The sequence below is a fragment of the Trinickia camelliae genome (assembly GCF_053525655.1).
Window position 1 is genome coordinate 289853 of sequence record NZ_JBCHAA010000005.1, and the last position, 15432, is coordinate 305284.

15 protein-coding genes are annotated in these 15432 nt (G+C 63.3%); 12 read left to right on the plus strand and 3 right to left on the minus strand.

Features of this window, described 5'->3' with window-relative positions:
* Positions 1 to 3 precede the first annotated feature (3 nt).
* Positions 4 to 384, minus strand: a complete 381-nt coding sequence (crcB, locus tag AAHK20_RS11570) for a fluoride efflux transporter CrcB (RefSeq protein ID WP_449181584.1) — start codon at positions 382 to 384, stop codon at positions 4 to 6.
* 225 nt (positions 385 to 609) lie between these two features.
* On the opposite strand from crcB, the gene AAHK20_RS11575 reads away from it, so the two are divergent.
* Genes AAHK20_RS11575 through AAHK20_RS11585 form a run of 3 tightly spaced genes read left to right on the plus strand, consistent with a single transcriptional unit; the run spans position 610 to position 1742 of the window.
* A complete protein-coding gene (locus tag AAHK20_RS11575) occupies positions 610 to 927 on the plus strand; it encodes a DUF190 domain-containing protein (RefSeq protein WP_449181585.1) in 318 nt (105 codons plus the stop codon).
* Positions 928 to 966: 39 nt separating this feature from the next.
* The gene (locus AAHK20_RS11580; protein ID WP_449181586.1) at positions 967 to 1320 is read left to right on the plus strand and encodes a hypothetical protein; all 354 of its coding nucleotides are present in this window, start codon (positions 967 to 969) and stop codon (positions 1318 to 1320) included.
* A gap of 44 nt (positions 1321 to 1364) precedes the next feature.
* Positions 1365 to 1742, plus strand: a complete 378-nt coding sequence (locus AAHK20_RS11585; protein ID WP_449181587.1) for a DUF190 domain-containing protein — start codon at positions 1365 to 1367, stop codon at positions 1740 to 1742.
* 40 nt (positions 1743 to 1782) lie between these two features.
* Here the strand turns inward: AAHK20_RS11585 and AAHK20_RS11590 are convergent, their stop codons facing one another.
* Both AAHK20_RS11590 and AAHK20_RS11595 read right to left on the minus strand, forming a co-directional pair.
* Positions 1783 to 2205, minus strand: a complete 423-nt coding sequence (locus AAHK20_RS11590) for an HIT family protein (RefSeq protein WP_449181651.1) — start codon at positions 2203 to 2205, stop codon at positions 1783 to 1785.
* Positions 2206 to 2213: 8 nt separating this feature from the next.
* A complete protein-coding gene (locus tag AAHK20_RS11595) occupies positions 2214 to 3329 on the minus strand; it encodes a formylglycine-generating enzyme family protein (protein ID WP_449181588.1) in 1116 nt (371 codons plus the stop codon).
* A 261-nt stretch (positions 3330 to 3590) separates the two neighbouring features.
* On the opposite strand from AAHK20_RS11595, the gene AAHK20_RS11600 reads away from it, so the two are divergent.
* The 9 genes from AAHK20_RS11600 (at position 3591) to AAHK20_RS11640 (ending at position 15431) form a co-directional block, all read left to right on the plus strand.
* Positions 3591 to 4037 carry a DUF4399 domain-containing protein gene (locus tag AAHK20_RS11600; protein WP_449181589.1) on the plus strand — a complete coding sequence of 149 codons (447 nt, stop codon included), beginning with the start codon at positions 3591 to 3593 and terminating at the stop codon, positions 4035 to 4037.
* Between the two features lie 40 nt (positions 4038 to 4077).
* Entirely contained in the window at positions 4078 to 4518 is a 441-nt protein-coding gene (locus AAHK20_RS11605) for a DUF4399 domain-containing protein (protein ID WP_449181590.1), read from the plus strand.
* Positions 4519 to 4791: 273 nt separating this feature from the next.
* Positions 4792 to 5067 carry a hypothetical protein gene (locus AAHK20_RS11610; RefSeq protein ID WP_137332751.1) on the plus strand — a complete coding sequence of 92 codons (276 nt, stop codon included), beginning with the start codon at positions 4792 to 4794 and terminating at the stop codon, positions 5065 to 5067.
* A gap of 212 nt (positions 5068 to 5279) precedes the next feature.
* Positions 5280 to 6704 carry an efflux transporter outer membrane subunit gene (locus AAHK20_RS11615; RefSeq protein WP_449181652.1) on the plus strand — a complete coding sequence of 475 codons (1425 nt, stop codon included), beginning with the start codon at positions 5280 to 5282 and terminating at the stop codon, positions 6702 to 6704.
* Between the two features lie 146 nt (positions 6705 to 6850).
* On the plus strand, positions 6851 to 8818 hold the full coding sequence (locus AAHK20_RS11620) for an FHA domain-containing protein (protein WP_449181591.1): 1968 nt from the start codon (positions 6851 to 6853) through the stop codon (positions 8816 to 8818).
* A gap of 16 nt (positions 8819 to 8834) precedes the next feature.
* On the plus strand, positions 8835 to 10238 hold the full coding sequence (locus AAHK20_RS11625; RefSeq protein WP_449181653.1) for a beta-barrel domain-containing protein: 1404 nt from the start codon (positions 8835 to 8837) through the stop codon (positions 10236 to 10238).
* 16 nt (positions 10239 to 10254) lie between these two features.
* The gene (locus AAHK20_RS11630; RefSeq protein WP_449181593.1) at positions 10255 to 11007 is read left to right on the plus strand and encodes a peptidylprolyl isomerase; all 753 of its coding nucleotides are present in this window, start codon (positions 10255 to 10257) and stop codon (positions 11005 to 11007) included.
* 18 nt (positions 11008 to 11025) lie between these two features.
* Complete coding sequence (locus tag AAHK20_RS11635; protein WP_449181594.1) at positions 11026 to 14106, plus strand: peptidase domain-containing ABC transporter; 3081 nt, start codon at positions 11026 to 11028, stop codon at positions 14104 to 14106.
* On the plus strand, positions 14103 to 15431 hold the full coding sequence (locus tag AAHK20_RS11640) for a sigma-54 interaction domain-containing protein (RefSeq protein WP_449181595.1): 1329 nt from the start codon (positions 14103 to 14105) through the stop codon (positions 15429 to 15431). The genes AAHK20_RS11635 and AAHK20_RS11640 overlap by 4 nt, the downstream gene beginning before the upstream one ends.
* Position 15432 lies beyond the last annotated feature (1 nt).

The following is a 15432-nucleotide window of genomic DNA, read 5'->3' on the forward strand; positions in this document are numbered from 1 at the left end:
GGATTAGCGAACCACGAGCGCCACGGTCGCGATGCCGAGCGCCGTCATGATGAGCGAGCCGCACAAGTGGATCGCGATTTCCATCCCGGCCCAGCCGAGCCGCCCTTGCTGCAGCTGCGCGACGACTTCCGCCGAGAACGTCGAGAACGTGGAGAGCCCGCCCATCAAGCCCGTCATGACGAAGAGCCGCCACTCGGGCGCAATGCCCGGCAGCTTGGCGAACCCGGCGACGGCCACCCCGATCACGTAGCCGGCGATCAGGTTCGCGGCGAGCGTGCCCAGCGGCAGCGTGGGGAACAGGCTGTTCAGGCGTAGGCCGAGCACCCAGCGGGCGAGCGAACCGAGCGCGCCGCCGATGCCGACGGCGAGGATGGACCAATACATGTGACGTTCCAGGCAAGGTTGGGCAGCCGGGAGCGCGGCGCGAGCGACAAGGGCTGGGCGCGATGTGGTTCCCGGTTGGAGCGGCCCATTGGGGCTGGCCGGGAGTCTAGCATTGCCGGATATGCGCATGGCGGCGGCCAGGAGCGGGTGCTAGACTGAATCGACCCCCACCTCGCAAATGTGCCTGCGGGATCGCGCGCTCACGCCGATCCATCGGAGCGTTTCATGAAAGGCAGCCAGTTGACGGTGTACGCGGCGAACCAGAGCCACCGCAAGAACCATAAGACCGTGGTCGGCTGGATTCTCGACGAAACCACGAAAGCGGGCATTCAGGGCGCGACGGTCATCGAAGTGACCGAAGGCTACGGCACGCACGGCAAGGTCCACGCGGCGCGCTTTTTCGAATTGGCCGATCAGCCGGTCGCGGTGACGGTCGCAGCCGACGACAGCAAGATCGACGTGCTGCTCGACAGCCTGCGGCAAGGCGGAGTCCGGCTTTTCTATACGCGGTATGCGATCGAATACGAGGTGCTCGGGGCGTAGGCGCTGAAGCGCCAACTCTCGTCGACAAAGGAGAAGGGCATGAACTCGACACCCAGGCTCTTGCATGACCGTTTTCTGTTCGACGCCGCATTCAATGAAGTGCGCGACATCGATGCGCCCGTGCACGAAGGGGCGATGTTCGGCTGTCCGGCGGCCTTCGTCGGGCGCCGAATCGCGTTCTGCGTGTACGGCAGCGGCCTTGGCATCAAGCTGCCGGCCGAACGCGCGGCGGCGCTCGTGCAAAGCGGCCGCGCGTTCGCGTTTCAGCCGTATGGCCGCTCGGCGATGAACGAGTGGGTCGAGCTGCGGATCGAGCGCGACCACGTCGACGAGATCGCGCCGGTGCTGGCCGAAGCGGTCCGGTTCGCGCAGCGCGATCAAAGCAGCGCTTAGGCGCGTTGATCGCGTGGCGCGCGGGAGCAACTCAGGAGGCGATCGTGAACGGCTATCAGCTGACGTTCTACACCGAGCAAAATCACAAGCACGGACATCAGACCGTCTGCGAATGGCTTCTGCACGAGGCGCGCCAGCTCGGCATTCGGGGTGCGACGATCATCAGCGTCGCGGAGGGCGTCGGGCACGCCGGCGCCCATCACGCAGCGCACGTGTTCAAGCTCACCGACCAGACGCTGCAGATCATTCTCGCGGTCACCGAAGACGAGGCCGAGCGCATGCTGGCCGTCGTCCGAGCGGCAAACGTGCACGTTTTCTACACGCGCTTTCCGATCGAGTTCGGCGTGATCGGCGATGACGTCAGCGACGAAGCGCAGCCGCGCAAAGCGCACAAAATGTTTTCGCTTACTGGGCGGTCGTAGGCGTTCGCTTAAGCGCTTGAACGTGCACTAAAACGCGCACTCAGTCGCGCAGATGCGCGCGAATGCGCTCGGCCAGCGCTTCCAATTCGGCCGCGTCGGCGACCACGCGCGCATGCATCCGCAACGGCTGATCGGCCCAGCGAGGGATCACGTGGAAGTGCACGTGCTCGACGGTTTGCCCGGCGGCGCGTCCGTTGAACTGGCCGACGAAGACGCCATCGGGCGCCAGCGCCGCGCGCACGGCCAGCGCGACGCGCCGCACCACGCGGATGCTCGCTTCCGCCGCTGCATCCGATAAATCGAAGAGCGTGGCGACGGGCTCCTTCGGCACGACCAGCACGTGGCCGTCGGATTGCGGCATCAAGTCCATGAAGGCCATCACGTCGGCGGTTTCGCAGACCTTCACACAGGGGGCGTCGCCGCGAAGGATTTTGGCAAAGGGATTGTTGGGGTCGTAGGTCATGGTGAGCGTCATTTCATATCCCGCGCCACACGAAATCCGTTCTCCGAATAGCGCACGCTGCCATCGTACTTGAAGCGCGTCGACGAGAGCATGTAGCTCGCGTCATCCTTCCATGAGCCGCCGCGAATTACGCGTGCTTCGCACATCGGTTCGTCCCATGAGCGGCCGTCGGCCGGTGCATTCTTGAACGAGCTGTGCCAGCAATCGCTGACCCATTCCCACACGCCGCCATTCATGTCGTAGAGCCCGTAGGGGTTGGCGGCGAACGTGCCGACGTCGGCCGGGGCGTCGGCATGCCAAGGGTCGCCGCAGTCCTTGCAGTTAGCGTTGCCCTTCTTCATCGTGTCGCCCCACCAGTAGCGTGTCGACGTGCCGCCGCGCGCCGCGTATTCCCATTCCGCTTCGGTCGGCAGGCGATAGGGCTTGCCGCTGATTTTCGTCAGCCACTTCAGATATTGCTGCGCGTCGTCCCAGCTCACGTCGCGTACCGGCGTATTGGGCCCGGCGTTGTTTTCGTTCGATAGCTGCGGACACGCTCCCGCACTCACGCATGCCTTCCACTGCGTGACCGTGACCGCGTATTTCGCCAGCGCGAACGAGTGGCCGATCGTCACGTGATGCGCGGGCTTTTCCGAAGCGTCATCGGTGTTGTTGCCCATCGTGAACGCGCCGGGATTGACCGCGATCAGTGCAGGACACGTGGGACAGTCCTTGATTTCCTGCGCGCCGGCGGTCACGGGCGCGGCGGGTTTTGCGGGCGCAGCGGGTGCGGTGGGTGCCGTGACGTAGGGCGCTTGCGCATTCTTAGCGGGAGCAGGCGCTGGTGTTGGCGGCGGCGGTGCTGCTTGCGTTTGCGCGGCAGGCGGATGTGCCGCCTGTCCTGCGGATGCCGCGGCGCGCAACCGTTCGAGGCGCGCTTGCGCAAGCGGCACGAAGCGGCCGTTCGGATAGGCCTTCAGATACGCCTCGTAATCGCCCGGGTACGTGCTGTTCTTGATCGAATCCCAGAAGGTGATTTCGTATTGTTCCGAGCTGTCTTTGGGCAGCACGCCCGCGTGCGGACTGCCTGGCCACGCGACGAGGAGCGACGCGAACAGCCATACAGGCAAGATTCTTCGCCACATGTTCAGTCTCCTTGTATTTGGCATCGCGCATCCCCATCAACAACGATAGCAGCAGATTTTGAATAAAGACGAGCGAATCGTCCTCTCTTGAAGAGGCGTTTTGCATGCATGGGTATTAGCGAGAATAGGGTTCCTGCCAGCATCGCGAGGTAGGGTTCGCGCGCGTTACGTCCTAAGCTATTAATCGCGACTCGAGGGCAACCCCGGGGCGCCGCTAAGCAGTGAAGGAAGCGCGGTAAAGGACTTAGAGGGGGCACGGTCATGCAAAGAAGAACGATGCTCGTGGCTATCGCCGCCACGCTTCCCTGGGCCGCCGGCGCGCTGCTCTTGCCGCGCCCGGCGTCGGCCGGACCGACTCCGGCGCCACCCGGCGCGGAGGTGTACATCATCTGGCCGTATGACGGCGCGGTGATTACGGGCGGCAAGTTCTGGGTGCGCATGGGGCTGCGCAATATGGGCGTCTGTCCGAAGGGCGTCGACCGGCCCAACACGGGGCATCACCACGTGTTGATCGACACCGATCTGCCGCCGATGGATCAGCCGATTCCCTCTGACCGAAATCACCTGCATTTCGGCGCCGGCGAGACCGAGGCGCGCATCGAGCTGCCTCCCGGCAAGCACACGCTGCAGCTCTTGATGGGGGACTTCAACCACGTGCCGCACAACCCCCCGGTGTATTCGCAGAAGATCACGATCACCGTGAAATAGTGGCCGGCTCGGCTTGAATCAAGAACCGGGAGTCAACGTCATGAATAAGGGAATTGCGTTCGCCGCCGCCTTGCTGATCTCAGTTAGCGTTGCCAACGTCGCTAACGTGGCGTACGCCGGCTCGACGCCTGCCGATCCGCGTGCTGTCGTCTATATCGGCTGGCCCAACGACGGGCAGACGCTGCCCGCAGGCAAGCCGTTTCGCGTCTGGTTTGGCCTGCGCTACATGGGGGTGGCGCCGGTGGGCGTCCAGTTTCCGAACACGGGCCACCACCACCTGCTGATCGATACCGACCTGCCACCGATGGATCAGCAGATTCCTTCCGACCGAAATCATCTGCACTTCGGCGCGGGCCAAACGGAGACCACGCTCGAGCTGCCGCCCGGCAAGCACACGCTGCAACTGCTGATGGGCGACTTCAACCACGTGCCGCACAGTCCGCCGGTCTATTCGAAGAAGATCACGATCTACGTGAAGTGAGATGAGCGCATTGGCGCGAGAGGTGTTGCCGCGACAGCAACACCTCTCGCGTTGCATGTTGGTCCAGCACTGTCACTCGTCGATGTCGCGCTGTTCACGCACGTCCTTCCGATTCGTTCTCCTAGCCTGCCAAACCCAGCATTGACGGGCGTTTGCGCGTTTTTGCGCGAACGCGTGCGCATGCTTGGCACACCCTATGCAGTATATGGCTCGAGCCCGCAACACTTGCAGCTCAATCCACCGAAGCCTCTCTCTCACATTTGGAGAACTGTCATGAAGACCTTGATGATCGAAGACCTCGCCGTCGCTAAAGAACTCGACGCCCGTGAAATGTCCGCCGTGCGCGGCGGCTACCTGCCCGGCCTGTATCCGTTTCCGTCGTACTACCCGTCCGTGCATGTCGACACGACGAACTTCAGCGCCGCGCAATCGATCGGCCAAAGCAACCTGATCTCGAACAACGTTGGCAACGACGTGGCGTTCGCCTCGGACATCAAAGGCACGGTCAACCCGTCGCAGACCGCTAAAAACACGATCGATTTCCATTGATGTCGACGGGAGTTAGTGCTTTAGCACTTACTCCCGTCCCAGGCAAAGCCGTTTAGGTTGCATCGCAACCTAAACGGCTCGCTAGGGGCAGACACACAAGCAAGTTTCTTAGCACTTCAAGCCTTTCCCGCAGCACCCAAGCCCCACACCCCCCGGAGCAGACCATGAACCCCTCAACCGCCTCCGCCCGTGCCCAAATCCATACCGGCCTAATGCATGCGCTCGTCAAGCACGCACTAGCCGCGAGCGTTTGCGCGACGGTGTTATGCGGCTGCATGGATCTGAACATCCCCGACTACAAGCGCCCCGACATGCCCGCCAAAGATTCATGGGCACATACCCAGCGCCCGGTGTCTGCAGCGGATACGGTCAACCCGGAATGGTGGAAGGAATTCAACGATCCGTATCTCGACGCGCTGGTAAAAAAAGCGATCGACGGCAACGTCGATATCAAGATTCTTGCGGCCCGCATTCAGGTCGCCGATGCGCAAATCGGCGAAGCGCGCGCGGGCGCCTTGCCTTCGGCCGATCTCGGCGCGGGCGTCGACTTCGAAAAAACCACGGGCGCACCGCTCACGAAGACGATCGACCTGGGCTCGCAGGTCAACTGGGACATCGACATCTGGGGCAAGGTCGAAAAAGGCGTACAGGCGCAAAAGGCCGAATACCATGCGTCGGAAGCCGACTGGCGCGCGGGCTATCTGACGCTCGTCGCCGGCGTGTCGAGCACCTATTTCCTGATTCTCCAATTCGACGACCAGATCGCGCAGGAGAAGAAGACGCTCGACAAGAACAAGCAGATTCTCGCGATCGATCAAACGATGTACGCGAACGGTGTCGTGCCGCAAACGGAAGTGCTGCGCCAGAAGGCGGAAGTCAACGGCATCGCGAGCGAGCTGGTCGACCTGCAGCGCTCGCGGGACCTCGCCGAGAACGCGCTCGCGACGCTGGTCGGCGTGCCGGCCGGCGAATTCAAAGTGCCCACCGGACACCTGCAGGATCGCGTCAAGGTGCCGGACGTGCCGATGGGCCTGCCCGCGCAACTGCTCTCACGGCGGCCCGATGTCGTCGCCGCGCAGTACCGCATCCTCGAATCGTACGACCAGATCGGCGCCGCCAAGCTCGCGCAGTTGCCGAGCATCAGCCTGACGGGCCGTGGCGGCACGGCGGCGTTCCAGCTCTCCGATCTGTTCAAGGCATTCACGTTCAGCTTCCTGCCCAGCATCAACCTGCCGATGCTCGACCCGGACGTGAAGGCGCACATCAAGACGACCGAAGCGCAGAGCCAGGTTGCCGAGCAGCAATACCGGCAGACGGTGTTCGCCGCCTTCGAAGAAGTCGAGAACGCGCTGGTGAATCTCGACGCGCACAAGAAGCAGCGCATCGAGCTGACGCAGCAGAACGAACATCTGCGGGTGGTCGCGGCGCAGATCGAGGCGCAGTTGAAGGAGGGCGTCGTGTCCCAGCTCGAAGTGCTCGAGTCGGAGCGCACGCTCGCATCGGCCGAACTCTCGCTGCTGCAGAACCATCAGCAGATCCTCACCGACACCGTGACGCTCTACAAGGCGATCGGCGGCGGCTGGACCGACGTGGTCGTGCAGAACGCGAGCAACGGCAGCAAGGACAGCGCCAATTGACTACCGTGACGCGTCGCCTACACTTTTCTAACACTCCCCGCATTGCCGCTCCGGCATTGAGTCTCAACGTGGTTTATCCGCCATCGCGCCACCCGTCCGATCGAGACGGCGGGCTGGCGGATAAACGCTGATCGTTGTGTCGAGCCATGTCTCCTGACGACGTTCCGATTGCCGAAATGCAGACGCCGCTCGCGAGGCGTGTCGATATCGTGCTCAGTCCGATATCGCATCCCGAGTTCGGCGTCATCCGCATCGACAGCGACTTGTTCGCGGTCGGGCGCGGCGAGACGCCGTTCGCGTCGGCGCGCGCCGAGGTCGTCGCTGAGCTGTCGCGGCGGCATGCGCGCATTTTCTTCGAGCACGGCATCGCGTATATCGCGGATCTGGGCAGCAAGAACGGGACGACGGTGAACGGCACCGAGGTGCGGCAAAAACCGCATCCGCTGCATAACGGCGACGAGATCCGCTTCGCGAGCGTGCTCGCCTATCGCGTCGAGTTGCTGCCGCGCGCGGCGCTGCCGTCACCGCAATCCATCTCCGTCACATTGACGCCCGAGCGAGACGATCTCGACCTGCAGCCGATCGTCATCACCGGCTTTCCGTTTCTGATCAGCAAGGCCGACGACGCGTTCGCACGCTACAAGGACGCGTATCCGCATCAAGTGAACTACGTGTCGCGCCGTCACGCGCACATCTTTCTGCGCGACGGCGAGGTATTCGTCGAGGATCTCGGCAGCACGAACGGCACATTCGTCGGCGGAAAGCGTCTCGACGAAAGCGCAGTCGCGCTTCGCGACGGCGAGACGCTTGCATTTGGCGGCAACCATTTCGTCTATCGTGCAGAGGTCCATCGCGGACCGGTTGCCGATCCGACCGTGACGAAGATGAAGGCGGGGGGCGAGGGCACCGAACCTTCCGCCGAGGTAAAAGCCGAAGCGCCGGCGCAGCCCGCGATCGATCCGGAGCGCACGACGTTCGTCGGGACCGCGCACTCGTTCCTCGACATCTTCTGTGTCGACCCGGCCTTGAAGCAGGAAGACGAAGTGAATCCGGACGCGTCGCACGCGCAGGAGCTCAAGCAAGTAGCGAAGCCGCGCCAGCGTCGCTCAGGACATCGCTTCACGCGCTTCGTCAGCGAGCTGAGCCAGGCGCTTGGCGGCAGCGGCGAGCTCGATTTGCGGCGTTGGGGCCGATGGGGCGGCGTGGTGCTCGGGGCGATCGGCGTGCTCCTTATGGCGCTGTACGTGCGCAACGCGCCGCAGCGCGATATCCACGCGCTGCTCGACGCGGGGCGCTACGCGTCGGCGACCGAAACGGCGGATCGCTATCTCGCGCGGCATCCCGGCGATGCGGCGTTTCAGGCGGCGGGCACGGAGGCGTTGATGAAGGCAAAGGTGCCCGAATGGCTCGCGGCGGTGAAAGCGCAGGAGTTCGACCGCGCGCGCTCGATCGCCGCCGGCATGAAAACGCTCGCGCAGCACAACGCCGATGCGCAGCCGCTCGTCGCCGAGATCGGCTGGATGGGCGATCTCGAAGCCTATTGGGCCGCGCGCGGCGGCGCCGAAGCGCCGATTCGCCTGTTCAAGGACGAAGCCGTGATCAGTTCGCTCGTCGAGCGCTGGAACGATGACCCCGATCCGCACCAGCACGCGCTCGATCGCATCGCTTCGTTCGTGCCCGAATTCGCGGCGCCTTACGCCGATGCATTGAGTCATCTGCGCAAGCTGGAAAGCGACGATTCGGTGTATGTGGCGGCGGCCGCACGCTTGAAGACCGCGATCGATACCGCGCTCAACGACGATCGTCTCGACTCGCTGCCCGCGATGCTCGACGACTACGGCGAACGTTATCCGCGGCTGACGGAGCTCGATGGCGTGCGCGGCGATCTGCACCAGTACCAGCAGATCGAGAGCGACGCGCGCGCCGGCAATACGCAGGCTGTCGCCGACGAACTGAAGCAGCGCAGCTTTGCCACGCCGCCGTTCCAAGCGCGCGTTCCCAAGCTCGAAAAGCTCGCGACAACCTCCTCGGCTTTGCATGAGACGGGACTCAGCGCTAAAGCGCCAAGTCCCACTAACGCAGGAGACGGCCATGACGCCCGACCGTCCCCCTAAGCGTTTCAATCTCAAGATGCTCAAGTCACTGAAACCGCTTAAGCCGATTAAGCCGCTAAAGCCACTAACGCCGCTAAGCGAAGCGCTCGAAGACCACAGCGCTGAAGGCATCGCGATCCTGACCTCGCAGCCGTTGCGACTCATCGAGGCCACGATCATCGTGATGGTGGCGCTCGTTTTGTCGGCGCTCGTGTGGTCGTGCATCGGTCGTGCCGACGTGATCGTTTCGGCACCGGGCGCGCTCGCGCCCGAATCGGAGGTGCGCCGCATTTATGCGCCGGTCGACGGCGAACTCGCGGACATCTATATCGCCGAAGGCCAGCCCGTGAAGAAGGACGACGTGATCGGCCGCATCAACGCGCGCGGTGCGATCGAAGCGGCGACCAATGCGCTCGACGCGCGGCTCAAGCTCGATGACGCCGAGCGCGAATGGCAGCAGTTTCCCGAGAAGAAGCAACTGATGGAGCGCAAGGCGGACGCGCTCAAACAGCAGATCGACGTGGAAGAGCATCTGCACGAAAACCGCATCGCAGAGGGCACGAGCAAGCTCGCGCAATCGCAAAAGGCGCAGCTTGACGAAGCGCGCAGCAACATCGACAACGCGCAGCACGCGCGCGATCTTGCGAAAGAGGAGCAGGACAAATTCCAGCGCTTGTTTGCGACGCCGGGCGGCGGAGGCGTATCGCAGACGCAGGTCGAAGAGAAGAAGAGCGCGTTTCTCCAAGCCGAGAACAACCTGCGGATTGCGCAGGCGCGGCTCGCGCAACTAGAAGCGCAACAGACCCACGACTTTTCGCAGGCGAAAGCGCAACTCGAAGGCAGCAGCGAGACGCTCACGAACCTGCGCATCGAGTACGACGCGACGGTGCGCGAGATCGCGAACACCGAGGACAAGCTGCGTCTGCAAGTGCAGACCGCGCGCCTTGCGGCCGACGCGGCCGCGCGCATCCGCTTCGAGAACATCGACAAAGACAACTTCCTGCTCGTGCTGGCCCCGGTCTCAGGCGTCATCACCGACGTCACGACCACGCAGCCCGGCGACAAGATTCAGGCGAACACGCCGCTCGGCGGCATCGCGCCCGCGAATGCGCGCTCTGTCGTCAAGGTGGAAATTGCCGAGCAGGACCGCGCGTTTCTTCACGAGGGGCTGCCCGTCAAGCTGAAGTTCAACGCGTTTCCGTATCAGCGCTATGGCGCCGTCAGCGGCACGCTCGAATACATTTCGCCGGCGACGAAGCCTTCCGTTGCGACCAAGCTGCCGGTCTACGAAGGCCGCGTTACGCTCGATCGCGACTACTACTCGGTCGCCGGGACGAAGTACCCGTTGCGCTACGGGATGACGGCCACCGCCGAGATCGTGGTTCGCGAACGCCGCCTGATCGATTTCGCGCTCGATCCGTTCAGGCAGATCGCAGGATAAGACTAGGGGATACGACATGACGGCCATTGTGCGCATCGACGACGAGGTGATCGGCACCGACGATTTCATTCGCGTGCTGAAACTGACCGGGCAATTCGAGGGCCTCGTCGAACAGCAGGTCCGCGACCGCCTCACGGTCCACGCGGCGAAGAAACTCGGCATTCGCGTGACGCCCGAAGAGATTCAGGAGCGCGCCGACCAGTTCCGCCGCGTGCGCAACCTGCATCGCGCGGCCGACATGAATCGCTATCTCGACGTGTTCGGCGTCAGCCTCGACGAGTTCGAGACCTTCATCACCGACACCTTGTACCAGGAAAAGATGCTCGACGAGGTGTGCAACGACGGCGCCGTGGAAGCCTATTTCAAGCTCAACTCGCCGAAGTTCGACGCGATCGAAGTGAGCCATATCGTGCTGGAATCGGAGGGACAGGCCAAGGAGATGATGTCGATCCTCAGCGACGATCCGGACAGCTTCGAAGAGATGGCGCGCGAGCATTCGATCGCCGATACGCGCGAGCGCGGCGGCGTCATCGGCAAGGTGTTGCGCGGGTCGCTGAAGACCGGCATCGAAGCCAAGGTGTTCAATGCGCAAGCCGGCGATCTGCTGGGGCCGTTCGAGGCGCCGGACGGCGCGTTCTTCGAGATCTTCTCGGTCAGGGCCAAGTATCCGGCCACGCTCGATCAGGACGTCGCCTCCGAAGTGCGGCGCTTGTTGCGCGAGGACTGGCTCGCCGCGCGGGCGCAGGAACACATCATCGAGGCCCGTTGACGGCGAGGATCGATTTCCATGGACGCACAAGCACCAGCCTCGACGGCAGGCTCAACCGCTCAATCGCTGGCGGACTTCCTCTCGTCGGTCGAGCTGCTGTCGCCGTTTTCGCGCGAAGAGCTCGAGCGTCTCGCGAGCGAGACGCAAACGCGCACGTTCGCTTTCGGCGACACGATCTGCAATCGCGGCGAAAGCGCGGACGGGCTCCTCATCGTCCGTACGGGGTCGGTGCGCCTCTTCACCGAGGAGCACGGCAAGGAGACGAGCCTTGGCGTGCGCAAAGCGGGCGAGGTGCTCGCCGAGATCGCCATGTTGCGTGAGTATTGGCACGAAGCGTCGGTGCGGGCGTCGTCGAAGGTCGAACTGCTGTTCATCGCGCGTAGCGCGTTCGCGCCGCTGATCGCCGAGAATCCGGCGGCGCAATCGTTCGTGACCAGCTATGTGGCGATCAGCTCGGCGGGAGGCTTCGTCGCGCGGCTCTTCGATCTGCGCGGGAAGCTCAACAAGAGCGAACTCGAAGAGTACGTGTCGAGCGTTGGCGTGAAGCGCGTCGCGGCCGGCAAGGAAATCATCAAGCAGGGCTCGCGCGAAGACCTGCGCCTTTACGTCGTGCGGCAAGGCGAAGTGCGCATCGTGCGCAGCGAGGACGGCGTCGATTATCCGCTCGCGACGCTTGGCGCAGGGGAGATTTTCGGCGAGCGGGCCTGCGTGCTGCGCCAGGAGCAGCAGGCGAGCGTGACCGCCAGCGCCGATACGCGCCTTCTCGTGATTCCCGAGAAGACGGTTCACTTCATCCTCGAGCGCAACCCGAAGCTGCGCGAGGTGCTCGAGGAGCGCATCCGTTTCGTGGATCGCGAACTGCAGCGGCAGAAGAAACTCGCGGCACGCCGCAAGCGCCCGGCGATTCTCGATCTTGCGACAGAGCCGGAATTCGGCGAGAAAGTCATCAAGCGCTTTGCGCTCGTCGAGCAGGCCGAGGAGATGGATTGCGGCGCCGCGTGCCTCGCGATGGTCTGCCGCCACTACGGCATACCGATGACGCTCGGCAAGCTGCGCGAGCTCGCCAATGTGACCACGCAAGGCGCCACGCTCGAAAGCCTCGCGCGCACCGGCGAATCGCTGGGCTTCACGACGCGCGGCGTGCAATGCACCTTCGACGCGATGCTCGGCTTCGAGTTGCCGTTTATCGCGCACTGGGAGGGATACCACTACATCATCGTCTACGGCATGAGCAAACGCTGGGTGCGCGTGGCGGACCCAGCGCTCGGTTTCCGCAAGCTCTCGGTCGAAGAATTCGAGCGCGGTTGGGGCGGCACCTGCCTGCTATTTACCGCGAGCGAGACGGCGACTGAGCAGGCCGCATCGCGCTCGCCGTGGTTGCGCTTCATCGGCTACCTCGCGCCTTACAAGAAGATCCTCGCCCACCTGTTCCTCGCGACGTTCGTGATTCAGCTGCTCGGCGTGGTGCCGCCCCTCATCATTCAGAACATCCTCGACGGTGTCGTGGTCCACCAGAACGTGGGCCTGTTGAATCTGCTCATCCTCGGCCTCGTGATTTCGAATCTTTTCACGCAGCTCATGATCACGATTCGCGCGCATCTGTCGAATTTCATGGTGCGCAATCTCGACTTCTCAATGATGTCGCAGTTCTTCAAGCACACGATGTCGCTGCCGTTCTCGTTCTTTGCCAAGCGCAAGACCGGCGACGTGTTCGCGCGCTTCCAGGAGAACCAGACGATCCGCGCGTTCCTGACCGAATCCACCGTCACCACGGCGCTCAATCTGCTGATGATCTTCATCTACTTCACGATCATGTTTCTCTACAACGTGAAGATGACGCTGCTCTTGATCGCCTTCGTGATTCCGATCATGGCGCTCACCGCGCTCGCGACGCCGCGCATCAAGCGCTATGCACGCGAAGTGTTCTCGGCGTCGACCGAGGCGAAGTCGCTGCTGATGGAAACGCTGGGCGGTATCGAGACGGTGAAGGGCATGGGGATCGAGCGGCCGGTGAGGCTCAAGTGGGAGCGCAAGTACGCGAAGGCGCTGGAAATCCAGTACCGCGCGCAGGCGTTCAATATTCTCGTCGGGCTCGGCAGTCAATTGCTGAACGCGGCGACGACCATCGTGATCCTGTGGGTCGGCGCGAGCCTCGTGCTCGCGCAGGAAATGTCCATCGGCCAGCTCATTGCGTTCAACGCGTTCATGGGCAGCGTGCTCGCGCCGCTGATGGGGCTGGTCGGCCTGTGGAGCCTGATGAACGACGCAGCGGTGGCGATGGAGCGCCTCGGCGACGTGCTCGATATCGAGCCGGAACAGAAGCCGTCGGATTTCGCATCGCGCGTGCTGCTGCCGGACCTGCAGGGCGACATCAGCCTCGATGGCGTGTATTTCCGCTACGGCGGCGGCGAAACGCCCTACGTGCTCGAAAACATCAGCTTGGATATCAAGCAGGGCGAGATGATCGCGATCGTCGGCCGCAGCGGCTCCGGCAAGACGACGCTCGCGAAACTGCTGGTCGGCTTCTATACACCGACCGAGGGCAAGATCGTCGTCGACGGCTACGACCTGAATGTGATCGATCAAGCGTTCTATCGCGCGCAAATCGGCTACGTGATGCAGACGAACCTTGTGTTCTCGGGAACGATTGCGGAAAACATCGCATGCGGCGACGCCAGCCCCGACCGCCGGCGCATCGAGGAGGTCGCGAAGATGGCCGACGCCCATGCGTTCATCGCGAAGATGCCGCTCGGCTACGAGCAAGTCGTCGGCGAGCGCGGCATGGGGCTTTCGGGCGGGCAGATTCAGCGCCTGTGCATTGCGCGCGCGCTGTATCACGACCCGCGGCTGCTCGTGTTCGACGAGGCGACGTCGTCGCTCGATACGCAATCGGAGAGCAACATCCTCGCGAACATGCAGGACATTCTCAAGGGACGCACGGCGGTCATCATTGCGCACCGGCTCTCCACGATCATGCGTGCGGACAAGATCCTCGTCCTGTACGAAGGCGCGATCGCCGAACAAGGCCGGCACGATGAACTCGTCGCGCGCCAGGGCATGTATTACCAATTGGTCCAGAAGCAATTGAGCGCCGCATGAAACTCTTCGACCCACATGGCTTGGGCAGCTCGGCGGTGTCCTACGCGGGGCTGCTCGAAAAGATCGAGATCTTGCGCTCGACGCTGCGCTGGGCGCCGAGGCTCGAACGCGCCGAGATCGAGAAGCTCCTGAATCAGTCGAACACGCTGCGCGATGAAGTCTTGCAACTGTCGCGCAAGGAGCGTTTCGTGGAAGCCGCCGAACGCGAGCCCGAAGCGCTGCGCGCGGCGGACTTGAGCGCGCATCAGCGCCGCCAGGCGTTGCTCGATCGCAGCTTCATCTTCGAAGGGACGTTCGGCGACAACCCGAAGCTGCTCGCGGCGCTGGAGATCGCTGAAAAAGCGGCGCCGACCGATCTGCCCGTGCTGATCGACGGCGAGAGCGGCACCGGGAAGGAACTGATGGCGAAGGTCATTCACGCGAACGGGTCTCGCGCGGATCGGCCGTATATCTCGGTCAATTGCGGCGCCATTCCCGACAACCTGCTCGAATCGGAGTTGTTCGGCCACAAGAAGGGGGCGTTTACCGGCGCGTCGAACGATCGCAAAGGCAAATTCGAAAGCGCGCATACCGGAACGATCTTTCTCGACGAGATCGGCGAATTGCCGTTGAGCGGGCAGGTGAAGCTGCTGCGCGTGCTCGAAGCGCACGAGATTCAGCGGGTGGGATCGGACCAGGCGATTGCGGTCGATACGCGGATCGTCGCCGCCACCAACCGGAACCTGCGGCAGATGAGCGAGGAGGGCCTCTTTCGGGAGGACTTGTTCTATCGCTTGAGCGTGATTCACTTGACGCTGCCCGCCTTGCGCGAGCGGCGCGATGAAATCCCGCTGCTGTTCGCTTATTTCGGCGACGAAGCTGCCGAAGCGCTCAAGCGCCGGCCGATCAAGATGACGCCCAAGCTGCGCGACTTCCTGCTCAATTACGCGTACCCCGGCAATATCCGCGAGCTGCGCAATTTGATTTATCGCGTGTCGTGCCTCGCGGGCGACATGGCGGATATCGGGCATCTTCCTGAAGATATTCAGCCGAAATCAGCCGGCGCGGCGGGGACTCACGCCGAGGCGGCGAGTGTCGATGGCTCGACGGCTTCCGCTGGGGTACCCGCGGTCGCGCCCGCGTCGCTGGCCGAAGCGAAGCGCGCCGCGAGCGATGAAGCCGAACGCGCGTTTCTCGAACGCGGGCTGCAGGAGACAGGCGGCACCGTCGCGGAGCTCGCGCGGCGCTGCGAGATGAACCGCTCACATCTGCAGATGCTGCTGAAGAAGCACGGCATCCGCTCGAAGGACTTTCGGCATCAAGAGGCGGCGGGAAAACCTCGCTAAA